The following is a 25541-nucleotide window of genomic DNA, read 5'->3' as shown; positions in this document are numbered from 1 at the left end:
CATGAGCGAACGGCCTTTCATGCAGCTCTACGTCTCCGATTTCGTCGGCGACACGCTGCAACTCTCGACCGAGCAGATCGGCGCCTACATGCTGCTTCTCATGGCAATGTGGAATGCCGGCGGGAGCTTGCCCGACGATGACGCCAGGCTGGCGCGCGTGGCGCGCCTGTCTTTGAAACGATGGCGGGCGATCAGCGCCGAGCTGCTGGCCTTCTTCGAGCGCGAGGGTGGCGAGATCGGCCACGGGAGGCTGACGAAGGAGCTGCGCAAGGCGCGGCTGAAGAGCGAGGCGAGGGCGGCCGCCGGCGCGCGCGGCGGAGCCGCCACCGCCTTGAAAACAAAGGCGCATGCCAGGGCAAATGCCGATGTTTTGGCGCGGCATTCTCCAGAGTCCAGAAACCAGATGGAAAAAGCTTCCGCTTTTTCAGCGCGCGGGGCGCGCGAAGGACCGGGGATTTCGATCGGGGGCCGTGAGGCGGCTTCGGGATCGCGCGGCCCGGGCCAGCGCAAAAAACCGCAGGGCTGGATCAGGCCGAAAACCCACAGCGACGCCGCCAACGCCATCATCGAGGAGATCCGCGGATATGACCACGGCCGAACTGCAGCAGGCGACGAAGGCGCTGGCGGCACTGTTCTCCTGCTTCCCGCAATCCGCCCTGACTGATGTCGAGATGCAGCTGCGCGGCTATCTCGGCGCCGTCAGGGATGCCGAGCTGGCCGATCTGCAGGCCGCCATCCAGCGCTTCGTGCGCGGCGAGGTGAGGAGCGGAAACGCGCAGTTCTGTCCTTCGAGCGCGCAGCTCTGCATCGAAGTGCGCGAGCGCAAGGTGATGCGGGAGCTGCTGGCGCGGCGGGGTGGGCAAGCGCCGGCAAAACAGTTGACGGGATGATCATATCCGACAGGTCCGAGGGACAGCGCCCCCCTCTGGCCTGCCGGCCATCTCCCTCTTGGGGGGAGATCGGATGTCGCTACTGCTTTCGCCGATCTCCGGCGTAGCAGGAAAAGCGGTACCGACGACGCAGCCAATCTCCCCCCAAGAGGGAGATGCCCGGCAGGGCAGAGGGGGGCGCGAAGGATCGCGACCTCTCTTGGAAAACACACCCCGACCCCCAAAAAGGAGCCACCGCATGCCCAAGAAAACCAAAGCCGCCAAACCGCAGGCGCCGAAGCTGCCGAAGGGCGAGGCCGAGCAGGTGCGCATCCGCCGCGAGGTCGGTCATGATTTCGCGCTGAGGGACGATGCCTTCGGTCGCAAGCGGCTGACGTCAGGCACGGCGGAGGCGCGTCGCGTCTACGAGGTGTCGAATGACGGCCACACGTCCACCGGCGGCATCGTGCGGGTGCGCAATGTCGATCCGCTTCTCGGCATCACCTCGCTGTCGCGCCAGCAGCGCGAGGCCGGCCTGCGCTACCGCGAGCATTTCCGGTGCAGCCAGCGGGCCGACATCAAGCCGATGCGCTGGACGGAGCGCGTCGACGGCGGCCGCACTGGTGGCGGCATCGCCGACAGCGTGCTCAACGCCGGCCGCGCGCACGCCGCCGCGACGCGGGCGCTCGGCCATTGGGACGTCGCGGCAATCGTGCAAAAGGTCGTGTGCCTGGAGCAGCCAGTGAAGACCGTGGCCGAGCAGGATGGCGACGGACGCGATGTGGTGACGAAGCTCTTGAAGGTGGGGCTGGATCTGCTGGCCGTGCACTATGGAATGATGATGGGGCGCTAGCACCGCCCGGCCAGCGATGCGTACCGGCAAATTCGCAATGTTTATCCGGCCGGTCAGATGCCGGCCGGATCAGTTTGAACGGTCAATAGCGGCAGACGCGCACTCGCTCAATCACGCGGTGGTGATGCCGCCAATGCTTCACCAACTCGGTTTGGCAACGATGATGGTACATGCCGTAGTAACGCGGCCGATAGCCGTCGTTATACATGCTGTAACGGTAGTGGTTGCGGCCGTAATACGGGCCATAGTCGGAGTAGTCGCGATAGTAGCGATGTCTGGGAACGTAGTAATCGTCATCATAGCCGTTCCCGATGCCGAGCGTGATGCTGGAGGCATTGGCGGGAGCGATTACCGCCCCCGCCGAAGCGACTGCTATCACCGATGCAAGCAAGAGTTTTTTCATGACAACCTCCTCTGTAAGGTGTGTCTAAATAAACGCCGGGGACGCGACCCTGTTCCCATAAATCGGTGGATCGATGGGTTCGCACCCTATGTCGTGGCGGCGGAAGCACCTCTCGCGGAGCTTGGCCGCACCTGTCAGCATGGTGAGGCACATTTTGAACCTCGGCCGCCACTATCCATTTCCCCTATATGCAACCAGGAAGGGAGATTGGACCATGAATATCATTCTTGGCGGTACCGGGCGTGTCGGCTCGGCGACGGCAGCGACGCTCCTGCGGCTGGGCGAACCGGTCACGGTGGTGACGCGCGACGAGGCCAAGGCGGCGGCTTTGGCCGCGCACGGCGCCGAGGTGGCAGTGGCCGACGTGCTTGATGTCGAGGCGCTGCGTGGCGTGTTCAGGCGCGGCACAAGGGCATTCCTGCTCAATCCGCCTGCCGATCCTTCGACCGACACGGATGCCCAGGAGCGCAGGACGGTGGCTGCGATCGCCGCGGCGCTGGACGGTTCGGGGCTGGAGAAGGTCGTGGCGGAATCGACCTATGGCGCACGGGCCGGCGAACGCACCGGCGACCTGACCATCCTGCATGGGCTGGAAGAAAAGCTGCATCGTCAGCCCATCGCGGCCAGCATTATCCGCGCCGCCTATTACATGAGCAACTGGGATGCCTCGCTGGAGACCGCCAGGCGTGACGGCGTGGTCAACACGCTTCTCCCGGCGGATTTCGAACTGCCGATGGTGGCGCCACGCGACCTCGGCGAAGCGGCGGCGCGCTTGTTGATGGAGCCGCCGGATAAGAACGGCCTGCATCATGTCGAAGGACCGTCGCGTTACACGGCCAGGGATGTCGCCGCGGCCTTTGGCGAGGCGCTCGGCAGGCAGGTCAGCGTGGTCTCGGCGCCACGCGAGCGTTGGGTGGACGCGTTCGAGGACATGGGGTTTTCGCCTGAAGCCGCGCAATCCTATGCGCGCATGACGGAGGTAACGGTCGACGACACCTATGATCCGCCGACCAGGCCGGAGCGCGGGAAGGTGACGCTGGAGCGATATGTGGCTGATTTGGTGGGGGCTGGCTGATTTGGCACGGGCCGGTTGAATGAGCAAAGGACAAACGCCGCGCCTGCCGGCACCTCCTCCCCGTGAACGGGGAGAAGGGAGCCAAGTCCATCAAAACAGGGCCTTTTCCAGCGGTCCTTCCAGCGTCTCGGCAAACGCCGTCGCCAGATGATGGCGGTCGCGGAAGGCGAGCTTGCCGCCGATGAACACGTGGCATTCGGTCGGGCCGCAGAAGCGGTCGGTCAGGTCGACATAGAGCGTGCCGGGCACGCTTTTCACCACGGCGCGCTCTTGCGCCGCGACGCCGTCATTGGCGGCCTGCGCCCTCGGCGTGTCGCACAGCGACGGCGCCTCGCGCCACCACAGCGCGCGGGCAACGCAGGCGTCCGCGAAGCTGCCGCCGATCGGCGTGTCGCGGATGACGGCGGTTTCGACACCAGCCTTGCTGAAGGCCTGCAGCGTGGAGCGCAGGCCAGCCTGCCAGCGCGCGGTCTCGGCCTGGCGGCTGGCGGCGGACATGTCGCGCGTCAGATTGCCGATCGAGAATTCCGAGATCACCACCAGGCGCGGCTTGCGGCGGATGATGTCTGAGATCGCCTGTTCGCGCCAGGCGTCGCATTCGGTGTAGTCGCGCTTGAGCACGGCGTTGAAGGTCGACAGCCGCGAGGCGCGGCACGAGGATTTGAGGTAGGTGACGACTTTGGTGTCGTTGCGTTTTGCCGCCGCGACCAGCGGCGTCGACCAGTGGTCGGCATGCGAATCGCCGAACAGCACGATGGTGTGGGCGGCGTCGGCCGAGCCGAAGGTGCAAGGTTTCGGTTTCACCGTGTGGAAGTCGAGCAGGCAGTTCTTGTCGACGGCGCGCGCGATGGAAGGCTGTTCGGCCGCCTCCTCGATGCCGCGCTGGGTGGGGTCGATGTTGCGCGTCGCCAGATGCGCGTTGGCGTAGGCCGCCGCCACGCCGGCGGCGGTCAGCACAAGGGCCGGGGCGAGGGCAAGCCCTGGAAAAAGCCGAAGCGGTTTTGCGCCCGCGCCGGCGTTGAACCGAAAGGCGCGTGCGGCGGCCGCCAGCCAGTCGCCGCGCCGCGCCGGGTTCTCGATCAGCCGGTAGGTAGCCGCCGACAGCGCCAGCGCCAGCACGGCGCAGCCGAGGCGCTGCGCCACGCCGAGGTCCGGCTCCAGCATGCCGGCATAGACGATGATGGGCCAGTGCCAGAGATAGAGCGAATAGGAGAGTGTGCCGACCCATTGCAGGGGCGCCAGCGAGAGCATGGCGGCGGGCGCCAGGGCCTGCCAGCGGGTGATGCCCGGAGCGTCGCCCTGCTCGCCGGCACCGCTCAGGAGCACCAGCACGGTGCCGGCCACCGGCAGCAGCGCGTACCAGCCGGGGAAGGGCAGGTCTTCGCTCAAGGCGAGATAGGCGACGGCGATCAGTGCCAGGCCGAGCCACCCCTGTGCCGCCCGCAGCCAGGACTGATGCCGCCACAAAGCGGGTGAGGCGAACGTCGCCAGGCCGCCGGCGGCGAATTCCCAGGCGCGCAGCGGCGAGAAGTAGAAGGCCCAGGCCGGCGAGAGGCTGGTGAGCCATAGGCAGGCGGTGAAGGAGGCGACGCCGACGATGCCGATCACGGCCACCACCATGCGCCGGCCCGGATGCAGCCAGGCGGCGAAGACTAGCAGTGCCGGCCAGACAAGGTAGAACTGCTCCTCCACCGACAGCGACCAGAAGTGGATGAAGGGGTTGCTCAAGGCATCGGCGGCGAAATAGTCGAACGACCAGCGCAGCAGCCACAGATTGATGGTGTAGGCCGCCGCATACATGGCGCCGCGCGAATAGAGCGCCTGTTCCTGCGGCGCCAGGATGAAGGCGCCGGCGGCGAGCGTGGCCAGGATGACGAAGATGGCGGCCGGCAGCAGGCGCCGGGCGCGCCTGGCATAAAAGCGCCACAGGTCGAGCCGGCCGGTCTCGGTGATCTCCTGCATCAGATGCGTTGAAATCAGCCAGCCGGAAATGACGAAGAAGATGTCGACGCCGGCGAAGCCGCCGGGCAGCGCCGTGAGGCCGAAATGATAGGCGACGACGCCGCCGACCGCCAGCGCGCGCAAGCCCTGTATATCAGGCCGAAACGATGCCGCCACGAGGCCTCCTTGGTGCAGCCCAGCCCCCCAAGGTCCAGCTCTTGCCAATCTCGGCCGGACGGGCCGCTATCGCAATGCAACAAATCTTTCGCAGTGCAACATGGCCAGAACAAGGAAAGGCGTCGTGTCGATCGACGGGAACAAACTCGCGGCGTAAGACTGAACGCAGGCGGAACCGATCGCAACGGCTCGCCTTCGACGACGTTAGCATCATTCGGTGGGGCGAGCCCGGCGAGGGCGCGCAGGGGCGGCAAGGCAAAGCGGCGGCATTCACAAAAAACAGCCCCGCGAGCGGGGCTGTCTCCAGGGCCGCGGCACGTTGTCAGCTGCCGCCGTTCAATTTCACGCTGCTGCAGAATTCCGGATGCGTGTTGGTCGGGCTGGCGTTCTTGACCTCGTCGGCGCAGGCGGTCTTCATAGCCATCTGGTCTTCGGGCGTCAGCGCCTTCCAGGCTGTGACGAAGGCGTCCTTGCCAACCATCGTCTTCATGCCGGAATCCGTGTAGAACGGCTTCATCTTGGCAGGATCATCGAGAGCGGACGTTCCCTTGTTGGATCCTGCGAGAGCCGAACCGGTGGCCATTGAAAGCGCCATTACGCCAAGACAGATCATCTTGATGTTCATGATTGGGTCCTTCCTGTTGCTTTGTGACCGTCGAAGCAACGATCAAGCTTTCAACGAAAAACTTTGCCTGGAAGTTCCGGATTTTCAGGCAAAAATTCCCCAAACTGGTAAAAATATATTCAGGAGCATCTTGAACGCCTTGCGAAATTCCAAGGTAATCCAGCGCAGCTCCGGAAATTTGCTTGAATCGGCCAAATTTCTCCCGCCGCCATCGCGGCGTGCCTCTGGAGTTGGCCAGGCCTGCCGTCGCTTGGACAAACTTCGCGATTGGTGGATGGTTCCGGAGGCCCCGGACATGGCCGTTCGGCGGCGCAAAAAAAAACCCGCCGGCGAGCCGGCGGGGCATTGAGTGGAGGGTCTTGTCATCGCCCGCGAGGCGATCGCGCAGCAACGAGGACGGCGGCCGGAAAGTTTCAGCGTTCCATGCCTGTTTTTGCAGCCATGGTTGCATTGGCCTCGGCCGGCTCCGGCCCGGCAGCCCTGGCCCAGCGGGAGGTCTGCCGTCCAATCCTCTACGGCGCGGCGTCGCCTCCGCGCGGCTGCGCCAGCGAACGGGCCGCATCCGCCCCGGCCGCCAGGATGCGATCCGACAACTCCGCGCCCTCCACCGCGCGGGCCAGTTGAAGCGCGCCGATGAGCGTCGCGAAGATGCCGAATGCCACAGCCTCCGGATCGCTTGCATGCGGCGGGAGAGCGGCCGACACCTGCCGCACCAAAGTCATCAGGCGTTCGGTGTAGAGCTGTCGCGTTTCCGGCTGCTCCCGCGCGATTTCCGGCAACAGGGCGGCGGAAGCGCAGCCCATGCCCGGATTATCGCGGTGCTGCGCCGACAGATAGGCATCTATGGCCGTCTCCAGGCCGCCGGAGGCCAACACCCCGGCGATCTGGCCTGACTGGCCCTCCAGCGCCGCCGCCACGCATTCCCGAACAAGTGCCGCCTTGGAGGGAAAGTGGGGATAGAAGGCGCCGTTGGTCAGTCCGGCGTCGCTCATGATGCTTGCCAGTCCGGAGGCGGCGATGCCGTCGCTCCGGAACCGTTGCGTGGCGACCTCCATGATCCGGCCGCGCGATGCGTCCTTGCGGCCCTTTTCGTAACGCATGTCTTTCCTTTCCATGCTCTATTGCATTATGAGCATAATCTGATATTACGAACATAATTCAATCGACGGAAGAAAGCTAGCCCCGACGGGTTCTGGAGCATCAAAATGAAAACGCATTCCGGCAAGACCGCAATCGCGAGAGAGCCAGTACGATGAAAGCCTTTGTCGTCGACAAATATCAGAAGAAGGGCGCGCTGCGGCTCGCCGACATGCCGGAACCCGAACTGCGGGACAATGATGTGCTGGTCGAGGTCCACGCCGCCGGCGTGAACCTTCTGGATTCCAAGCTCCGGGACGGGGAGTTCAAACTTATAGTGCCTTATCGGCCGCCCTTCATCCTGGGCCACGACGTGGCCGGCATCGTCGTGCGGGCCGGATCGAAGGTCCGCAAGTTCAAAGCCGGCGACGAAGTATATGCTCGGCCGCGCGATGGCCGGATCGGGACATTCGCCGAATTCATCGCCGTGGAGGAGGCCGACGCGGCCCTGAAGCCGAAAAACCTCAGCATGGAGGAGGCCGCCTCCATTCCGCTGGTCGGCCTGACCGCCTGGCAGGTGCTGGTCGAAAGGGCAGGGCTGAGGAAAGGCCAGAAGGTCTTCATCCAGGCTGGCTCCGGCGGGGTTGGCACGTTTGCCATCCAACTGGCGAAGCACCTCGGCGCGACGGTTGCGACAACGGCGGGCGCGGCGAGCACGGACCTGGTGAAAAGGCTCGGCGCCGATGTCGTCGTCGACTACCGGAAGGACGATTTCGAGAAGGTCCTGGAGGGCTATGACGTGGTCGTGAACAGCCAGGATGCCAAGACGCTCGAGAAATCGCTGCGCGTGTTGAAGCCGGGCGGGAAGCTGATTTCCATCTCCGGTCCGCCGGATCCGGGGTTCGCCAGGAAGCAAGGCCTGAGCGTCGCGCTGAAGCTGGTGGTGTGGTTGCTCAGCCTCGGCATACGCCGCAGGGCCAAACGCGCCGGTGTCGACTATTCCTTCCTGTTCATGTGGGCGCAGGGCGACCAGCTGAGCCGGATCACGTCGCTCATCGAAGCCGGCATCATACACCCGGTCATGGACCGGACCTTTGCGTTCGAACAGACCAACGAGGCCTTGGCCTATGTCGAAACGGGACGTGCCAAGGGCAAGGTGGTCGTGAAGGTCCGGTAGGACGGCCGGGAGCCGCACGACCCAATTCGCTGCGATGCCCGGTTCGCTAGAGCGCCGGCCCGGTCTCGATCTCCTGGAGGTAGAACGCCTTGCTCGGCTGCAGGTGGTCGACGCAGAGCTGCGCCAAGACCCAATTGTCGCTGCGTTTCAGCGCCTCGATCATCATCAGATGGTGCTGGCGCGAGATGTCGAGCTTGTCCCGGTCGGCCAGGGAATTCGCCCGCACCGGCAGGCTGAGGCGCATATAGTGCTCGATCGACGACACCAGATAGGCATTGCCGCAGGCCGAGAACATGGTGAGATGGAAACGGTCATTGGCCTCGTGGATGCCCCTGAGGTAGCCGGCGTCGACATGGCCGCTGTAGACGTGGTGGATCTCGGTCAATTCCGCGATCAGCGCGTCGCTCGCCGGCAGGCGGATCATCAGCGCGGCCTGGCGCTGCAGCATCTCACGTACCTCGTAGATCTGGCGCACTTCCTCGGGCGCGAGCCGGCGCACCATGGCGCCCTTGTTGCGCTCGCGCGTGGCGACGCCGAGCCTTTCCAGCTGGTAGAGGGCCTGGCGGATGGTGTGGCGCGAGACCGGGAAACGGGCGAGCAGCACGTCCTCGACCAGGCGCGTGCCGGGCGCCAGCCGGCCGAAGATGATGTCTTCCTCCAGCGCGTGGACGATATCGGCTTCCTTGCCGCCATAGTCTGCCGTGTTGAGCATCGCGAGTCTCTCGTAGGCCCCGGCCAAATCATCATTGGCCGTGACCACTCTAGCCTTCGCGCGCGAGGCTGGCCACAAGCGGGTCGAGGCGCGGGTCGTCGAGGCTGACGACGCCGGACATCCGCATCGCCTGCCGCAGGCTGATCTTGCCAACTTCCTGGCGCATGATGACGGGCAGACAGGCCGGCCCCGCTCCCGTCAGGACGAAGGCCCGGCCGACCAGGACCGGTTCGGAGAAGGGCGCCCATTGCACGGCCATGATCGACGGCTCGCCGGTCTGGCGGCGGTTGATGGCGGTGAAATAGATCCAGTTCAGGCGTGAGATCGCCACGCCATAGTGCCAGCCGAGCGCGCGCGCGCCGCCTTGGCGATTGCCCTCGGCCCACCGGGTCACGCGCCGGAACGTCACCAACTCCGCCTCGCGCCGCACGAAGGTGACCGACCGCATCAACACATCCGGGCGCTCGGGAACCGCGAAGTAGGTGAAATAGGTGCCGCCGGCGATGGCGGGGCAGGGGCCGCGCACCATGTTGGCGTAAAGCGTTTCATGTATGGGCGCCAGAAGGACATGTCGCTGCGCCTCGGCTTCCGGCGCGCGGTACAATTCATCCTCGTCGATGCGGAAATAGTCGCAGATCCGCCTCGCCGTGGCCCTGTTGGGCAAGCTCTTGCCTTGCAGGTAGCGCTCGAACTGCGAGCGGTTCATGTTCAATCCGCGGCAGACGGCGCTCACCGACGCGTGGCCGCTGACAAGCCGTTTGAGATTCGCGGCAAGATTCCTGCGAATTGGCACGACACCGTCCCCCCGAAGACGTCCGGACCATTATTCAAGCAATTGCTGATATTGCGCCAATCTCGCACAACATCGCTCGGGCGCGAAAGGGGACCTTCGGCCAATGTCGCTGCAAAAATCGCTGCTTGCGGGCCGACATGGAAAGGCCCGCCACCGACGCGACTCGTGACGGGCCTTCTGGAGTACGCCGGGCTTCTTACCGCCCGGCCATTTGCAAAACCTGCCGGCGGCGCGATCGTTCCATCACAACAGGAGGCCCGGCAACTCAGCCTGGCAACTCAGGGGAAACGGCTCTCGCCTTGCGGATCGTCGAAGTCGTCTCGCGCCAGGACGCGAGACCTCGCATATCCCTCAGGTTTCAGGCCTTCGATTCAGATACAAATCGAGGTGCAGATACCCGCGGTAACCGCCGACAGTTTCTCGCGCTTCAAGAGCGTCGGCTTGGCGTAGGTTTTCTTCATGGCCCTATCCCCTCGATTCAAGCGGCCTTGCACGGCGAAAGACAGGAAACCGCCGTGACCGTGGACAGTTTCTGGCGCTTCAGAAGTGTCGGCTTGGCATAGCTTTTCTTCATTTTCGTTCCCTTTGCCTAGGCTTGCCCGTCGGATCTGACGCAAAAGGAAGGGCGAAGTCAAAACGTTTCACCTCCAGGGAGCATGCATCGTCGATGTTTTAGCTCTTGCTGATGCCAAAATCACGCATAACAGACGCGAAAGCCGACAATCCCGGCGATTGTCTCGTGCCTGGCTGCCGGTCCCGGCATGGGGATAGGCCGGGACTAGTTCCTGTCGGACGGCTTCGAGCGCATCCTCGACACCGTCTCGCGCTCGGCGCGTTTGGAGCGCAGCGGCGGCAGGCCGCGGTCGATCAGGTCCATGTCTTCCAGCACCATGTCGCCCATGCGCTTGAAGGCGGTGTCGAGGGCGCCGGCGCGGTGGGCGGAGCGCAGGAAGCCAGGGAGCGTGCGCACCGGATGGTCGCCCGCCAGCGGCTCTTCGGGAAAGACGTCGCTGGCGGCAAGGATGTGGCCGCTCTTCACCGCAGCCATCAAGGCGGGGAAATCGACGACGCCGGCACGGCTGAGCAGGATGAAGGCGGCGCCCTTGCGCATCCTGGCGAAAGCATCGGCGCCGAGAAATCCCTGGTTTTCGGAGGTCACCGAGGCAACGACGAAGACGAAGTCGCTTTGCGACAGCACCTCGTCCAGCGCAGCCGGCTCGACGCCATTTTCCCTCAGGATCGATGGCGGCAGCCAGGGGTCGAACACCTTGGTGCGGGTGCGGAAGCCCGACAGCAGGCGGTTGAGCGCGCGGCCGAGGTCGCCGAAGCCGATGATGCCGACATCGGCGCCCGAAAGCAGCCGCGCGGTCCGGTTGCCGTCGCCGCCCCACAGCTCCTGCCCCTGGCGGAAAGCGAGGTCGGCGTCGACGATGCCGCGGGCAAGGTTGAGCGCCATGGCCAGGCCCAGCTCCGCCACCGGCTCGGCGAAAACCAGGCCCGTCGTGACGACATGGATGCCGCGTGCGAACAGCGTTTCATAGGGCATGTTGTCGAGGAGATTGCTCTCGACGTTGAAGACACAGCGCAGCGCCCGCATCGCTTCAAGCGTCTGCGGCGAGATCGGCGGTTGGCCGACGATGTAGCGGGCCTCGGCCAGCACCCCGGCCGGCAGTCGCGCCGCGCCGTCCGGCGTCGTCTCGACGATGCGGTAATGCGCCCTGAGCCGCGCCAGCTGCGGCGGCGTGAAGATCAGCTCGAGCGTGCGCGGCTCGGGCGCGCTGATGACCAGCGGCAAGGCGGTGTCTGACATGGCAAGATCCTCCCGAAGCGGCTTGTGGCGCTTTCTCGGTCCTAAATCTATCCCGGACCAGCGGATTTAAAAGCACGGCAGACCGATTTACTCGGTGCAGGAACGTTTCGCTCAAAATCGCGACAGCCGTCCTGACGCAATTGACATTCGCGGCGAAGCCGGTCTTCTCTGCGCTATTCAACAAAGGGGCAATAGCAAATGAAGAAATATGAGAAGCCAACCTGGCAAAAGCGCGAACGGCTTTCGGCCGTCACCGCGCTCGCTGGATCTTCAAATTTGCCGCCGCCGCAATGACTGAAGCCGCCGGGCGAGCCTGAAGGCATTCGCCTGCCGAAACAAAGGCGCGATCGGTCGATCGCGCCTTTTGCTTTTGCGGCGAGAACACGCCGTCACCTGCGCCGCTTTGGCGGTGCGGGCTTCTGTTGCTCCTCGCTTGGCTCGGCGGACAGCCGCTGCTTGCGAAGGCGGGCGGTCTTTGCGTCGCGGGCCTGCCGCTCGGCGTCGAGGATAATCCGCGACTCGCGATCCGCTCTCTCAAGCTTTTGCTTGTCGACCAATCGGGCCACTTCGTTCTCCGCCGGCATGTCACATTCCCTGAAACCAACCGTGTGCGGCAAGGTTCCAGCGGATGCCAGCCGCGCGCGATCGCGTCAGGATTTTGCCTGGCCTGACCGCTTGGCGCGATGACCGGCCTGCCAGCGGGTCAGTTCGCGCTCGGCCTCGGATATGGTCACGCTCATCAAGCCGTCGAATTCGGCCATGGCTTCCATGTGCCCATGATCAATGATGGATTTGCGAAGAATGCGCATCGCCAGAATAGCATCCTGCAACGCGCGGTCGATATTCTTGACCATGACAGGATCTCCTGCGGGCATAACCTGTCGGCGCGCCGCTGGTTCCGACTGAACGGCGTTGGATCTGCTTTTTTCAGCGCTATGTCGTTGTGCTGGAGAAGCGCTCCGGCGCTTTCCTTCTGCTTCCTCCTCTCGCGGGGAGGGAGGACGGAAGAGGCGCTGTCCCCCGGATAGCACCAGGGAAGTGCCTTCGATGGCGATGAAGGGTGGGAAGCCCCTCAGGCCAGCCCCGGCTCGCGCCGCAATCCCAAATGGCGCACCTTGCGGCCAATGATCATCAGCCGGCGTGCCGTGTTGTTGCGCAGGCGCCGCGCGCGCCATTCCAGTCCGGTTTCGGTGGTGATCTGCTTGGCGTAGACGCTCACACGCATGCCGGCCTCGTCGGAGGCCACCTTGACCGGGTCGTCATAGAAGGTGGCGATCTTGTCGGCCGCCATGCCTGGTGTTTCGAGCCAGGCGGGGATGTGGACCGAGGAGAGGCGCTCGACGTCGACCATGACCCGCCCGATGCCGACGCCGGGTGTCGGGCATGTCGTACAGAACGCGTCGCCAATGAAGACGACCCCATCGCGGCGATGGCCCTGCGTCGTGGTCAGATTGACCTGCCGGACCTCGACGGGACTCGCGACAGCGAAGTTGCCGCATTGCGCCGATATTTCGGGCATCAACTCACAAAGCATCTTCTGCGGATCGGACCGGAAATCCCTCGTCCATTGGTCGGCCACGGTGTGATAGACGAACATGTTGGCCCGCATCTTGTCGCCGAGCGGAAAAACGGTGAGATAGGCAACGCGGTCCGCCGCCCGCTTGCCGTAGCAGGTGACGGCCGGGAAGGCGCATTCGTCCCGCGGAATGGCGAGGTCGAAGCCCATCGAGAGCGAATGCGCCTTCGACAGCTCGACGCGCTCGACGCCGATGGCGCGCCGCACCGCTTCGCTGTAACCGGTGGCCACCACCAGCAGGCGGGAATTGATGACCCTGCCGTCGGCCAGCACCAGGCGCTGCCGGTCCGGCCCGGTCGAGACCTCGGCGACCTTGCCGATCGTGATCGGCACTTCGCGCGGCAGCGCGTCGCGCAGGCCGTTGATCATCGAGCCGTAGGAAAATGTGTATTCCCACTTCTGCTCGCGGGCGAACAACTGGCCCAGGCGAAAGACGTGGACGTCGGTCACCGAGGTGACGTGGCGCATGACCGTCTCTTCGAGATCGAGCCTCGCGAAGAGCCGCATCTGATCCATGCCGATCTTCTCGGCCCTGAACTCGTCGTGATGGACGCGGTGCGGGTCGATCAGCGCTACCTTGCGCCCGGACTTTCCCAGAACCATTGCCAGGGTCGTGCCCGCCATTCCGGCGCCAACGATCGCCACGTCGACTTCGGCCGGGACAGCCTCGACGGTGGTCATCTCGCTGCCCTTCATGCTCGTCATCTTCTGTCTCCACAATCTGTGGTGGAATATATCTTCCGGACCCTGATCAACCTCAAGCAACCAGCGCGGGTGGCTGGTAGCAACAAACGTTTAGGTTAACTACGGCCGCCTCTTCTGTTTCCAGCGCGGCGCGATCGCCGAGCCATCGATGAATTCCAGGCCGCCCGCCTCGTTGAGCGTGTGCAGCTTGCGTCCACTCCATAGCGCGCCAGGAGTTAAGATGGTCTCGACAAGCTGGTCCATGCCGTTCAAATCAAGGTGAGTGACGCGTGCGATGCCAAGGGCGCCGCCGTAGCTCCTGCGGCAGTCCTGCACCGGGCGCAGCAACTGGCCATCGCGTTCCACCATGCGTCCGGCCGGCCGCGCCGAGGCGATGTCGATCAGCACCGGATTTTTGGGATGCGGCGTCCAGGGACCGCGAAAGTCCGGCGCCGACCACAGATGCAGTTCATCGGAGAACGCGCCGCCACCGTCCCTCGCGGTGCCTTCACCGTCCCGGACGGTGGCGAACAGCCACCACATGCCGCCATGCTCGACCAGGGTGGCGTCGCTGGCGACGATATCGGACAGCAGGGTCGCCTCCTTCACCCATCCACCGGGGAAGGCGGTGGCGCGGTAGAGATCGACCGTGCGGTTGGCGCAGCTTTCGGGCACCATCCAGACCTCGCCGTCACGCTCGAAGACGAAGGGGTAGGACAGGTGGTAGGGCAGGTCGAGCACCGGCTCCGGGCGGCCGATCGGCCCCGACGGGCCGAACGGCACCGCCGAGATGATGGCGCGGCCCAGACGGTGGATATAATCCTCGACGAACAGGGTTACCTGTCCCTGGTAAAGGATCGGGAACGGATCGGCGTAGAAGCGGCTGCCGTCGTCGGGCAGCTCTTGCCAGCCCGATGCCGGATGGGCGCGCAGATCGAACAGGTCCCGTCCGTCCGTCTCGCGCCAGCCGACCTTCCAGTGCGGGGCGTTGTAGCAGAGATGGTAGATCTTCTGGACGATGCGCCGCGCCAGCGCCTTGCCCGCCCTGACGCCGAGCTTGCCGGCCGAGGGCAGCGACGGCGCGGGCCTGTCGTCCGCCGGCTCGGGCAGGACGGGCAGGGCGCCGCGTGCAGCCCCCGTCACCGCCGCCAGGATCAGGCTCGCGGTGCGCGCCAGCATGTCCTGGAAGGTGGCAAGCGCGATGCCGCCATATTCGGTTCCGAGCCGCCCTTCGGCGACGACGGCGCCGTTCTCCTCGATGCGGGCCAGCGGCGTCCGGCCATTGAGGATCGACGCCAAAAGGGCGGCTTCGCCGGCGACGCCGTCATAGGTCACACGCCAGACGCGCGTTGCCTCCTGCCGCGTGTCGCCGCACAGGTCGAGCACGAGGTCCGGCGCGGCGCGAGGCTGGGTGCGGTATGGTGCCAGCGCCGACAGCGGCAGGCGCTTGGCCAACCCGTCGGCGGGCAAGCCATGGATGACCGTTTCGAGCTGGAACAGCGCGGCTATGCTGCCTGGGACGCCGCTTCCGCGCGGGCGTGCGTCGACGCTGACCTCGACATTGGCGAGCGCCGCCAGGCGCTGCAGCAGCAGCAGGTGAAAAGCACGGAGGCAGTCGCTGTCCAGGCGCAGGCTCACCTGCATGTCGCACCCCTAGAGTTCTGATGGTCGGTAAACTGGCCGGTGTTCGATTTTCGGGCACGAGAGATGGGCAACGGTCGGACTGGAGACAGGTGGCGCTCCATTTCCATTCGTTTCCCGCTCGCTTGCGCCCTGTCAACACGGCCCGTGTCTTTGCTACGCAAACTCCGTGCCAGAAATCAGAAGAGCTCCCAACATAATTAACAGTGTTTTAACAGTTGGAGTAATAGCTAGGCTGAAGCCGCAATTTAATCTTTTGGGGCACACGGAGTGTTGTCGGAGCGACCTTTGCAATCATCCCTGCTCTCGTTGCCGCAACAACACGCTCCGGAGGTGATGCAATATGCGCCGGAGCCACCACCGGCCGCGTCCTATCCATCCTCGAGCGTCGAGCTGGGTGACCTGAAGCGCATATTGGTGCGCCGCCGCTTCCTGATCCTCGCCACCGCCGCGCTGCTGACCCTTGGGGCGCTGCTCTACGGACTGTTCACGCCGGCGCTCTACAGCTCGGTGGCGGAAATCATCGTCGATCCGCAAGACCTGCAGGTGGTCACCAACGACGTCAATCCGAGCCGGGTTCCGCCCGATGGCGGCATCACCATGGTGGAAAGCCAGGTTGCCGTCGTCCAGTCGAGCGGCGTGCTGCTCAGGGCGATCGCGGCAACCAACCTGACCGAGGATCCCGAATTCAACGGGCAGGGCGGATTGTTGAGCCATTTGCTCGGCGGCGTGCTGGGTTCGGGGTCGGCCGAGACCGACAAGACGGGCAAGACGCTCGATGCGCTGCGCCGCCGGCTGGCGGTCAAGCGGGCCGACAAGGTGCTGGTCCTCGACGTCATCGTCACCGCCAAGAGCGCCGACAAGGCGGCGAAGCTCGCCAATGCCATCGCGCAGGCGTACCTGGCCGACCAGGCGAGCGCGCGCGCCAAGATGGCCACGGATGCTTCCGACTCCATCACCGCGCGGCTGGAAGAGCAGCGCAAGCGCGTCCAGCGGGCCGAGAATGCGGTCGAGGCCTACAAGTCCGCCAACAACATGGTGATGGCCGCGGGCAATCTGGTCAGCGACCAGGAACTGACCGAGATCAACACGCAGCTCGCGGCGGCGCAAAGCCGCACCGCGACGCTGAAGGCGCAGGTCGACCAGTTGCGCCGGTCCGGCGGCGCACCGGACGCGACCTCGGAGGCGATGCGCTCGGCGGTGATTTCGAGCCTGCGGGCGCAGGAGGCGACGCTTGTCGACCAGGTTTCGCAGCTCGGCACGGAACTCGGGCCGCGCCATCCCTCGATGATGGCGGCCCAGCAGCAGCTACGCGACACGCGCCAGCTCATCGCGCGCGAACTCGGCCGCATCGTCGCCGCCGCCGAAACCGACTATGAGCGGGCGCTGGCCAACCAGCAGGCGCTGGAGGCCAAGGTCGCGGGCATGAAGAGCAAGTCGCTCGATACCGACCAGGCCTCGGTCAAGCTGCGCGAATTGCAGCGCGATCTCGAGGCGGTGCGCTCCGTCTACGCAACCTATCTGCAACGGGCGCAGGAAACGCGCGAGCAGGTCAATGTCGACAGCACCAATGCGCGCATCATTTCCGACGCCATGCCGGCGCTGAAGAAGAGCTGGCCGCCGCTGTTGCTGCTGGTATTCGGCGCGTTCTTCGGCGGTCTGGGGCTGGGCATCGGCCTGGCGCTGATCGCGGAATATTCATCGCCGACGGTGCTTTCCAGCGCGCAGATGCAATCGGCCATCGACGCGCCCGTGGTGGGCGTGCTGCCGGCAAGATCGGCGCGCCGCGGCTGGTGGCCTTTCGGCGGCGCCGCCACGCCGGCCGGACAGAAGATGGATGCCGTCGCCGGGCTGGCGCTGAGACGCCTGTTCTCTTCCAGCCGGCGCCCGCCGGACTGGCCGCTGGTGCCGTCCGTCCTGCTGACGTCGGCGCCTGAGGACGCCGCGCAGCGGGGCCGGGTGGCGCGCCTGCTGGCCAACGCGGCGGCCGCCAGGGGCAGCCGCGTCCTGTTCATCGACACCAACAATGCCGGCGGCGGCCAAAAGGAGCCGCAGCCAGGCCTGCTCGACGTGCTGCGCGGCGAATATGCCTTCGAGGCGCTGAGCCAATACGCGCCCGGCAGCAACGTCGCGGTTCTGGGCAAGGGCCGGCCAAAGGCTGCCTTCTCCGAGGCGCAGGGCGTCTATTTCACGCAGCACATGCTGGCCCAGGCGAGCCGCAATTTCGAACTCGTCATCGTCGACGGAGGCGCGCTGGCCGACAATCTCAATGCCTCGCCGCTGGTTGCCATGGTCGACGAGATCGTGCTTGTCGCCACGCTCAACGCGACGCCGATGCGCGATGTCACGGCGGCTTCGCAGGCCATTTCCGTCATGGGGCGGTTGCCGACCGGCGCCTTGCTGGTCGACGAGGCGGCCTGACATGGCTGCCATCCGGGGTGCCGCCCGGTCCGCCACCCCAGCCGGCTGGCCCGGCCAGGGTCAAGTTGCGGCCGCGCCCCGTGCCGGCAATTCCCTCGACTGGGTGACCGGCTACGGCCTAGTCGCGGTTGTCGCGTTGCTGTTCAGCATCTCGGGCGGCATGCTGTGGCTGGTGGACTACAATTACGACGGCCTGACCGGCAATCCGGCGACCAAGATCCATCCCTCGACCTATCTGCTCGTGCTGATGTTTGCCTGGCGCGCCTGCACCTTCGGCAACCCGGTCGGCTACACGCTGGCCATAGCCGACAGGCGGCCGGCGAGCGCGCTGCTGGCCGTCATGTCGATCATGCTGCTGGTCGTCGTCATCGTCAGGCAGCGCCCCGGCATGGCCGGCATGATCGACACTTTCGTGGCGCCGGCGCTGCTGGTGATGATGCTGGCCGAGGACGACGAAAGGACGTTCGCCCGGATGCGGACCGTCGTTCACGCGGTCATGACCGCGAACGCGCTGCTGGCGCTGTTCGAGTTCGCCACCAAGACGCTGGTCTTTCCCTACCGGCTCGACGGCGAGGTGTTCATGAACGACCTGCGCTCGACGGCGCTTCAGGGCCATCCGCTGTCCAACGCGACCATCACCGCGATCTACGTGCTGGCGCTGCTTTCGGGTTCGCGATCGCTGTCCATGCCGCTGCGGCTCGGGCTGGTCGGCCTGCAATGCGCGGCGCTGGTCGTGTTCGGCGGGCGCTCGGCGATGGTGACGACGATCGCGCTCGGCGGCATCTACCTGCTTTTCAGCGGCGTCGCCTATCTGCGGCGAGGACGCATCAGCCTGCCGGGTGCCGCACTTGCGGTCGTGCTCTGCTCGCTGCTGCCGGTCGTGCTCGCCATGCTGTTCTCCTACGGCTTCTTCGACGCGCTGCTGGAACGCTTCGTTTCGGACAGCGGCAGCGCCAATGCCCGCGTCGAAATGTTCGAGCTGTTCAAGCATTTCGAACTGCGCGACCTGATCGTGGGACCCGATATCGATCTCATCGAAAGCCTGCGCCGCATCAACGGCCTCGAACAGGGCATCGAGAACCCGATCATCCGCCTGGTGCTCTATCAGGGCGCCTTCTTCACCTTGCTGTTGTTTCTGGGCTTCGTACTGTTCATGCACGAAGTGGCGCGCCGCTGCCATCCCGGCATCTGGCTGACGATGCTGGGCTGGCTGATCCTGCTCAACACCTCCGAAAGCCTGGCGTCCAAGACGACGCTGATGACCAAGTTCGTGGTGATCGCGCTGGTGCTGTACCGGCCGGTGCGGGTGGCGGGGCGAGGGGCGCACCGACCCCAGAGGCAACCCCTGGTTTCGTCATCCTAGGGCGAAGCAAGGAGCGAAGCGACGCGGCGCAGACCCTAGGATCCATGCCGTGACTTTGGCCGTAGAATGCGGCGGTCGGGGGGGCGCCGCGAATTGTGCCGATCGGCACGCTGTCGGCGACCTACTCAACCTGCCGAAACTCACCTACGGCGCAGCGCCCTCGATCTTGGCGATATTCGAGACGACCTCCGGACCGTCGTCGTTTGGGGAGATAGTTCCATAGCGCGTGGATATCCATTGCTCCTGTGGTTGTGAAAAAATCTTCTATCTGCGAGCGCCGAGCCGGCACGTTCGCGACTTTGTCCACCACCCATGTGAAGATGAAGTTTCGCCACTGCGCGCCTGCTATTCAGTGCTTCGCAAATGTGGTTTCTTATTTCAACTTTGGAGGGAAGAATGAAACTAGGCTTTGTTTGTGCGGCATTGACCGCAGGAATCTACCTTGCGATATCGGCTGCCTCAGCAGGGCAAGGAGAGCAGAACAACATCAATTTCTTGGCTGGGAAGGACGATGCCTATTTGAAGAAGGTCGCAACAATGGCGGGCGATCTGAACGGCGTAATCCAAAGATGTCGGTTGAGGCCGAACGAGGATGGAAAAGCGATCATAACTGTTCCAGTCCTTTTGTACGATGGGATCGATAAACATCTGACGCCCAATCCGGGCAAGTTCCAGAGGGCCATCCACGTCTATGAAAGAGCCTACGCGATGGCGGTTCAGAGGGCGGGAAATTGTCAAACCGAGAAGGCCAGGCACCCGAACCTCTATCGGTAGATGGGCACCAAACGCTGGGTGCGCCAATGGACGATCGACCTGACCGAAAAGACCAAGTCGGAGTGGTTCGAACTTTTTCGCGGCACGGGATGGTGAGCATTCTGCACCGCTGCGGGGCTTCAAGATCCCGGCATGGATCCCTTGGGCTGCGAAGCAGCTCCAGGGGTCTGCGCCGCGTCGCTTCGCTCCTTGCTCCGCCCTAGGATGACGAAGATCTGGACGATTGGCGTTATTGCTTCGCCATCCTCAACCCCAGCGCATCCACCATCGCCGGGTCGAGCGCGCGCGTCGTGTCGTCCATCATGCCCATGCCGTCGAAGAGGTCCCAGAAGGCCCATGGGAAGCCTGATGCCTCGGCGCTCTGCCTGACATCGGCGATGTAGCGGGCACGGTCGGGGTTGGGGGCGGCGACGTAGCGGGCGTCGGTGCGCAGCGCGCCGAATTCGCCCATGATGACGCGGCCAGGCGCGATGCCGTGGCTGTCGGCCCAGTCGCGCGCCTGGCCGATATATTTGTCGATGAGCCAGCGGTCGGGCCTGGCGTCGAAATAAACCTTGAGCACGCGCTCGGTTTCGGCATAGGCGGCCTGCTTGTCCGGTTCGGAGGTCTCGATGTCCTGCGCCATGCGCGCCCTGACGGAGGCCAGCGTCTGCTTGAGCGAACCGGCGGAGGCCGGCCATGGCACGTTGTTCAGCGCACGGTAGACGGGCTCGCGCATCCAGGGCGCGCCCTGGTGGCTGAACAGATAGGGTTCGTAGAAGTGGAAGGTGAACAGGATCGGCTCGAAGGCCGCCAGCGGTTCCGGGTCGAGCGCGGCGAGCCCGCTCACCATCGAGCCGCAGCCCCCGGTGACGACCAGCGGCAAGGCCGACGACGATGCCCTGGCGGCCGTCAAAAGGGCCGCCTGGACGTTCGACCAGACATTGGAAGAGCAGGATTGCGGCGGCTCGTTGACCGGTTCCAGCGCCACCATGCCCTGTGCGAAGCGCTGCAGCCTGCCGGCAAGCGTGCCGACCAGCACGCGGTAGGCTTCGAATTCGGGCGCGGCGGTGCTGGAGACCATGCGGTCGGGGTTCCAGTAATGGGTGGCGCCGCTGGCCTGCACGTTGACGATGATGCCGAGGTCGGCATCGAGGGCGGCCTCGACCGCATCGTCCAGCATCGCCAGCAATTTCGCGCGCGTGGCGGCGTCGGCGGCGAGGAAGGGGCCGGGATCGACCGGCAGGCGGATGAAATCGAGCCCGGTCCGGCGCAGCCGGCGAAGGTCGTCGGGTGTCGGCACCGGCCGCTGCGACTGGAAGGGCGGCCAGGCATAGTCGGTGCGCGGCGCGGGAAACTCGCGCGTCAGCGCGAACCAGGGCCAGGCATTGACGCCGCGGCGAAAGCGCCATTCGCCACTGGCGGCCAAAGCGGGTGGTGCGGAAGAAAGCGCCGCCGTGGCGGGCACCAGCGCCGTCGACAGCGCGGTCCTCAGCAGCCGCCGTCGCGACCAACCCGTCATACGGCGCCGGGCGAGGGGCGATCGACCGGCACGGCGCCGGCGGCGGTCACGCCCAGAAGCCGGTAGGCTTCGGTTTCATAGGCAAGCAGGACATCGTCCCAGCGGAAGGCTTCGTTGGCGCGGGCCCTGGCGGCCGCGCCGCAGGTCCTGACCAGGGCGTCATCCTCCATCGCCTGCCGCATCCGCTCGGCGCAGCTGCGCGCATCGGTGAAATAGATGGCGGCCGCGCCCGCGGTCCATCTGTTGTAGGGGTTGTCGTGGGCGATCACCATGTTGCCGGCGGCCAGCGCCTCGACCAGCGACGGGTTGGTGCCGCCGACGGTGTGGCCATGCAGATAGGCGCGCGCGTGAAAACGCAGCGCCTTCACCGCCGCCTGGTCGTAAATGGCGCCGGGCAGCACGACCGAGGCGTTGGCTGCGTTGCGGACGGCGACATGATAGGGAATTTCAGGGGAGAGCGTGCCCAGAACCACCAGCTTCATGTCGCGCTTCTGGCTGCAGAACGCCTCGACGATGGGCAGGATGTTGTTGTCGGGCTCGATGCGCGCGATCGAGATAAGGTATTTGCCGGGCTCGAGGCCGAGCGCGCGCACCGGCGCCTCCGGCGCCGCTGTCACCGGGTCGGCGCCATAGGTGATGGTGGCTATGGCGTTGCGCGGCCGGCGCGTTGCCAGGTGATCCGCGATCACCGGATGGTCGGCGACGAGACGGTGCGAGGCCCAGGCGCCGATCCACTCGTTGAGCCAGAACCATGTGCGTGCCGCCACACCCCATTTGGGCCGGCGCCACTCGATGCCGTCCATGTTGGTGATGATCTTGCGCCGCATCAGCCTCAGCCAGGTCAGGAAGACAGCGCCATTATAGCCGAGCACCAGGCAGACGCCGGGCCGGCGGGCGGCGTCGAGCACGCATTGCCAGTCGAACTCCAGCGTCGCGCGCGGGCCTTTCGAGGCGACCTGGACATGGATCAGATCGATGCCTTTCCAGGCGTCGACGCGCACCCTCCGGTCGACCCGCTCGACCTCCTCCTGGCAGTAGACGCCGACCTTCCAGCCGCGCCCGGCAAGAAACAGCGCCAGCTTCTCGGCGAAGGTCTCAAAGCCGCCATGGGCCGCGGGAATGCCGCGCGTCCCAAGGATGAGGATGGTGGGCGTTTCCGGTCTCATGGCTGCTGGCGCTTTCAAATCCGCTCGATTCCGCAATGCGAGGCTGTTCCAATCCCGAAACCGCTGCCTGGCGATATCCATACCAGAGTCGGGGTTCGCTCATTATCGCACCGGGGTTGTAAAATATTTCTTCCGGCCGCCGGCGCTGTTTCACTATCGGTCAACCTTCCATGCGTATGTATCGAAACGAGGCATTGCCGGGACCTGGCGGCCGGAAGACGGTCAAACCAGGCCCGGCACGATCCTTGCTCGTGGACTTCTGCGCGCCAGAATCGGCGGAGGGCGTGCAGCATTGGAGTGGTGATCCGGATCTCATCCGTTTCATGGCAACCAGTGGAGTCCAAAGGGGTGTTGGACTTGAAGTTTCCTGTCGCTGATGCCGTCAGGCGGCGGAATCGTACACCACCCCTGACAGAAAGATGCATGTGAAGATGCGGATTGCCTGCATCCATCAGGGCTATGAACTCTATGGCTCCGACCGCAGCTTCGCGGAGAGCGTGGCCGCGCTGCGCGCCGCGTTTCCGTCAGCCGACATCGAAGTGGTCCTGCCGCGCGGCGGACCGATCGTGCAGATCCTCGAACCGCATGCGACCCGGATCGTCTTCGAGCCGCTCTGGGTGCTGAGGCGCCAGGCCATTGCGCGCCTTGCCACCATCGAGATGGCGCGGCTGCCGGTCGCGGTGCTGAGGGCCTGGCGGCGGCTCAGGGATTGCGACCTCACCTATGTCAACACCTCGATCGTGGCCGACTATGCGCTGGCCGCGCGCCTCCTGCCTGATAAGGCCGTGCTGCATATCCATGAAATTCCCGAAGGCGCCATGCGCAGGATCCTTGTCGGCCTGATGCACTGGAGTCATGCCGATCTCATCTTCAACTCGCGCGCCACCCGCGCCGCGTTCGGCGAGCCCCGATCCGCGCGCTCCCATGTGGTCTATAACGGCGTTGCCGGCCCGCCGGCGGCCGAAGCGATGACCTATGACGGCAAGCGTCCGCTCAAGGTGCTGCTGCTTGGCCGCATCAACAGGATCAAGGGCCAGGAAGTGCTTCTGGAGGCGATCGCCTCGCTGCCGGCGGACCTCAGGTCGAGGGTCGAGGTGCGGCTGGTCGGCGGCGCCTTCGAAAGCGTCGAGCGCGAGCGCGCGCTGGCCGAACTGGTCGACGGCATGGGGCTCAGCGGACGCGTCAGCGTGCTGCCCTTCATTCCCGACCCGTCCGAGCATTATCGCTGGGCCGATATCGTCACAGTGCCGTCGCGGCGTCCCGAATCGCTCGGCCGCGTCGCCATCGAAGCGATGGCCTATGGCCGGCCGCCGCTGGTGTCGGCGATCGGCGGGCTGGTCGAGGTGGTCGCCGACGGCGAAACCGGCTGGCATGTTCCGCCCGGCGATGCAGGCGCGCTCGCGGGCAAACTCGAGGAAATCATCCTGCGGCCCGAGGCCTGGCGCTCCTTTGTCGCCGCCGGGCGCGCGCGCTACGAGGCGGTCTTCAGTGAGCCGGTCGCCGCGGCGGCGATCGCGACCATAGCCACGGACAAGCTGAAGGCAGCCATCGCCAAGCCGAGCCGGACGGCAACCGCGCGCCAGGCGGAGACACGGCCTTGAAACTGCCTGGCCATCTGGTGCGGCGCCTCGTGCTGATGATCGGCGGCGAGGCGATGCAGAGCGGCTTCCACTTCGCCCTCAACATCGCGCTGCTGCACATGCTGTCGGCGCAAGGCTACGGTCTGTTCGCCATCGGCATGGTGATGGGCGGCGTCGGCCTGTCCTACATCAGGTCGCTCACCGCCGTTCCTGCCTCGATCTGGATGGGCAAGAGCACCAACAGCGCCGGCGTCAACGCCTATGACGTGGCCTTCGGGACGGCGGCGCTGGTCGTCGCGCTGCTGATGGCCGTCGGCACGGCGGTGGTGATGCGTCTTTTGGGCGATCCCAGCGGAATTGCCGCCGGCTGCTTCGTCGGTGCATGGTCGCTGCGCAGCCACATGCGCACGGCCTTCTTCGCGCGCCGCCAGCAGGTGATCGTCTCCATCAGCGATGCCGCCTTCACCATCGCCGGCACCGTCATGGCCGGCCTGGCGATCTCGATGGCCGGGGACATGCTGCAGACCGTGTTCTACGCGCTCGCGGCGGCCAATCTGTTCGGCATCTTCGTCCTGGTCCGGCTGGCGCGCCGCACGATGCGCATCAGCTTCCGCATGCCGACGCGGCGGCGCTATGCAAGGCTCTGGGCCCAGCTCTGCTGGTCGGCATTCAGCGCCACCACCACCAACATCCAGGGCCAATGCCTGGCGCTGCTGGTCGCCGGCATTGCTGGGCCCGCCGCCTACGCGCCGCTGGCGGCGGTGATCGTGCTGTTCGCGCCGCTGCGCATCAGCAGCCTTGCCTTCGTGAACATGACGCAGCCGGAACTCGCCAAGCTGATGCGCAACAACGAGACGCGCCGTGTCTGGGCGCAGGCAAAGCTGTGGGCCCTCGTCATGGGGCTCGGCGCGGTGGCCTATGGATGCGCCATCCTGTTCGTCCTGCCGATGATAAAATCGCAGGCTCTCCAGAATGCGTCGGTGGAGTTCATCGGGCTTTTCGTGATCGCGAATTTCATCCCCATCATGCTCTACATCATGCCCCGCATCGTGCTGGAGATCATGGGCGACTTCCGCATCGTCGCGTTCATCACCCTGGGCGGGGCCATCGTCGGGCTGGCGTTGATCGCGATCCTGCTGGCGGTCGCGTCTCCGCCCTGGTCGCTGGCTGGTTCCGCGCTCTCCGAGATCTTCGTGCTCGTGGCATCGTGGTATTTCGTGCATCACCGCATGTGGAACATCGAACATCCGGACCAGCAGCGCGACAGCCGGCTGGGTTCGTGGCGGCGGGCGGTTTCGTTCGCCGCGGTAAGACGGTAGGAGA

General features: G+C 65.3%; 25 protein-coding genes. 11 read left to right on the top strand and 14 right to left on the bottom strand.

Annotated features, from left to right (window positions below):
- The first annotated feature begins 1 nt into the window (after position 1).
- The 3 genes from EN845_RS11720 to EN845_RS11710 all read left to right on the top strand — a co-directional run bounded on the left by EN845_RS11720 (position 2) and on the right by EN845_RS11710 (position 1722).
- A complete protein-coding gene (locus EN845_RS11720) occupies positions 2-664 on the top strand; it encodes a DUF1376 domain-containing protein (RefSeq protein WP_127870217.1) in 663 nt (220 codons plus the stop codon).
- A complete protein-coding gene (locus EN845_RS11715; protein WP_127280331.1) occupies positions 585-890 on the top strand; it encodes a hypothetical protein in 306 nt (101 codons plus the stop codon). The genes EN845_RS11720 and EN845_RS11715 overlap by 80 nt, the downstream gene beginning before the upstream one ends.
- 238 nt (positions 891-1128) lie before the next feature.
- Entirely contained in the window at positions 1129-1722 is a 594-nt protein-coding gene (locus tag EN845_RS11710; protein ID WP_127870218.1) for a DUF6456 domain-containing protein, read from the top strand.
- 82 nt (positions 1723-1804) lie between these two features.
- Here the strand turns inward: EN845_RS11710 and EN845_RS11705 are convergent, their stop codons facing one another.
- Positions 1805-2125 carry a hypothetical protein gene (locus EN845_RS11705; RefSeq protein WP_127870219.1) on the bottom strand — a complete coding sequence of 107 codons (321 nt, stop codon included), beginning with the start codon at positions 2123-2125 and terminating at the stop codon, positions 1805-1807.
- A gap of 214 nt (positions 2126-2339) precedes the next feature.
- On the opposite strand from EN845_RS11705, the gene EN845_RS11700 reads away from it, so the two are divergent.
- The gene (locus EN845_RS11700) at positions 2340-3200 is read left to right on the top strand and encodes an NmrA family NAD(P)-binding protein (protein ID WP_127870220.1); all 861 of its coding nucleotides are present in this window, start codon (positions 2340-2342) and stop codon (positions 3198-3200) included.
- 90 nt (positions 3201-3290) lie between these two features.
- Here the strand turns inward: EN845_RS11700 and EN845_RS11695 are convergent, their stop codons facing one another.
- Positions 3291-5318, bottom strand: coding sequence for an acyltransferase family protein (locus tag EN845_RS11695; RefSeq protein ID WP_127870221.1), 2028 nt, complete (start codon positions 5316-5318; stop codon positions 3291-3293).
- A gap of 322 nt (positions 5319-5640) precedes the next feature.
- A complete protein-coding gene (locus EN845_RS11690) occupies positions 5641-5943 on the bottom strand; it encodes a hypothetical protein (protein WP_127281324.1) in 303 nt (100 codons plus the stop codon).
- Here EN845_RS11690 and EN845_RS11685 point away from each other — a divergent pair.
- Positions 5894-6292 (top strand): hypothetical protein, encoded by a 399-nt coding sequence (locus EN845_RS11685; protein ID WP_167531321.1) that lies wholly within the window; start codon positions 5894-5896, stop codon positions 6290-6292. The two genes, EN845_RS11690 and EN845_RS11685, sit on opposite strands and share 50 nt — an antisense overlap.
- A 163-nt stretch (positions 6293-6455) precedes the next feature.
- Here EN845_RS11685 and EN845_RS11680 read toward each other — a convergent pair whose 3' ends face one another.
- Positions 6456-7043 carry a TetR/AcrR family transcriptional regulator gene (locus tag EN845_RS11680; protein ID WP_127870223.1) on the bottom strand — a complete coding sequence of 196 codons (588 nt, stop codon included), beginning with the start codon at positions 7041-7043 and terminating at the stop codon, positions 6456-6458.
- A 152-nt stretch (positions 7044-7195) separates the two neighbouring features.
- Here EN845_RS11680 and EN845_RS11675 point away from each other — a divergent pair, with 152 nt between their 5' ends.
- A complete protein-coding gene (locus tag EN845_RS11675; protein WP_127870224.1) occupies positions 7196-8197 on the top strand; it encodes an NADP-dependent oxidoreductase in 1002 nt (333 codons plus the stop codon).
- Between the two features lie 46 nt (positions 8198-8243).
- On the opposite strand, the gene EN845_RS11670 is transcribed toward EN845_RS11675, so the two are convergent.
- The 8 genes from EN845_RS11670 to EN845_RS11640 all read right to left on the bottom strand — a co-directional run bounded on the left by EN845_RS11670 (position 8244) and on the right by EN845_RS11640 (position 15416).
- On the bottom strand, positions 8244-8909 hold the full coding sequence (locus EN845_RS11670; protein WP_127870225.1) for a GntR family transcriptional regulator: 666 nt from the start codon (positions 8907-8909) through the stop codon (positions 8244-8246).
- Positions 8910-8958: 49 nt separating this feature from the next.
- Positions 8959-9702, bottom strand: a complete 744-nt coding sequence (locus EN845_RS11665) for a helix-turn-helix transcriptional regulator (protein WP_127870226.1) — start codon at positions 9700-9702, stop codon at positions 8959-8961.
- A gap of 371 nt (positions 9703-10073) precedes the next feature.
- Positions 10074-10163, bottom strand: coding sequence for a putative RiPP precursor (locus EN845_RS35460; protein WP_189343711.1), 90 nt, complete (start codon positions 10161-10163; stop codon positions 10074-10076).
- Between the two features lie 317 nt (positions 10164-10480).
- Positions 10481-11512, bottom strand: coding sequence for a hydroxyacid dehydrogenase (locus tag EN845_RS11660; protein ID WP_127870227.1), 1032 nt, complete (start codon positions 11510-11512; stop codon positions 10481-10483).
- Between the two features lie 389 nt (positions 11513-11901).
- Positions 11902-12096 carry a hypothetical protein gene (locus EN845_RS11655; RefSeq protein ID WP_127870228.1) on the bottom strand — a complete coding sequence of 65 codons (195 nt, stop codon included), beginning with the start codon at positions 12094-12096 and terminating at the stop codon, positions 11902-11904.
- 66 nt (positions 12097-12162) lie between these two features.
- Positions 12163-12366, bottom strand: a complete 204-nt coding sequence (locus EN845_RS11650) for a hypothetical protein (protein ID WP_127870229.1) — start codon at positions 12364-12366, stop codon at positions 12163-12165.
- 218 nt (positions 12367-12584) lie between these two features.
- A complete protein-coding gene (locus EN845_RS11645; protein WP_167531331.1) occupies positions 12585-13793 on the bottom strand; it encodes an NAD(P)/FAD-dependent oxidoreductase in 1209 nt (402 codons plus the stop codon).
- 99 nt (positions 13794-13892) lie between these two features.
- Positions 13893-15416 (bottom strand): formyl transferase, encoded by a 1524-nt coding sequence (locus tag EN845_RS11640; protein WP_127870230.1) that lies wholly within the window; start codon positions 15414-15416, stop codon positions 13893-13895.
- Positions 15417-15749: 333 nt separating this feature from the next.
- Here EN845_RS11640 and EN845_RS11635 point away from each other — a divergent pair, with 333 nt between their 5' ends.
- From EN845_RS11635 to EN845_RS35455, 3 genes are all read left to right on the top strand, one after another.
- Positions 15750-17834 carry a Wzz/FepE/Etk N-terminal domain-containing protein gene (locus EN845_RS11635; protein ID WP_167531346.1) on the top strand — a complete coding sequence of 695 codons (2085 nt, stop codon included), beginning with the start codon at positions 15750-15752 and terminating at the stop codon, positions 17832-17834.
- 1 nt (position 17835) lies between these two features.
- Entirely contained in the window at positions 17836-19197 is a 1362-nt protein-coding gene (locus EN845_RS11630; protein ID WP_127870232.1) for a VpsF family polysaccharide biosynthesis protein, read from the top strand.
- Positions 19198-19593: 396 nt separating this feature from the next.
- On the top strand, positions 19594-19971 hold the full coding sequence (locus tag EN845_RS35455; protein ID WP_167531330.1) for a hypothetical protein: 378 nt from the start codon (positions 19594-19596) through the stop codon (positions 19969-19971).
- Between the two features lie 229 nt (positions 19972-20200).
- On the opposite strand, the gene EN845_RS11615 is transcribed toward EN845_RS35455, so the two are convergent.
- Positions 20201-21472: a cellulase family glycosylhydrolase gene (locus EN845_RS11615; RefSeq protein ID WP_127870233.1), complete on the bottom strand. Its 1272-nt coding sequence runs from the start codon at positions 21470-21472 to the stop codon at positions 20201-20203.
- Positions 21469-22638, bottom strand: coding sequence for a DUF1972 domain-containing protein (locus tag EN845_RS11610; protein WP_127870234.1), 1170 nt, complete (start codon positions 22636-22638; stop codon positions 21469-21471). Before EN845_RS11610 ends, EN845_RS11615 begins: the two co-directional genes overlap by 4 nt.
- A gap of 431 nt (positions 22639-23069) precedes the next feature.
- On the opposite strand from EN845_RS11610, the gene EN845_RS11605 reads away from it, so the two are divergent.
- Both EN845_RS11605 and EN845_RS11600 read left to right on the top strand, forming a co-directional pair.
- On the top strand, positions 23070-24239 hold the full coding sequence (locus tag EN845_RS11605; RefSeq protein WP_127870413.1) for a glycosyltransferase family 4 protein: 1170 nt from the start codon (positions 23070-23072) through the stop codon (positions 24237-24239).
- Positions 24236-25537, top strand: coding sequence for a hypothetical protein (locus tag EN845_RS11600; RefSeq protein ID WP_167531329.1), 1302 nt, complete (start codon positions 24236-24238; stop codon positions 25535-25537). Before EN845_RS11605 ends, EN845_RS11600 begins: the two co-directional genes overlap by 4 nt.
- The last annotated feature ends 4 nt before the right edge of the window (positions 25538-25541 follow it).

It is taken from the genome of Mesorhizobium sp. M8A.F.Ca.ET.202.01.1.1, assembly GCF_004791595.1.
Taxonomy (GTDB): domain Bacteria; phylum Pseudomonadota; class Alphaproteobacteria; order Rhizobiales; family Rhizobiaceae; genus Mesorhizobium.
Note: the sequence above shows the minus strand (reverse complement) of the source record. Positions and strands in the feature narration are given on the sequence as shown.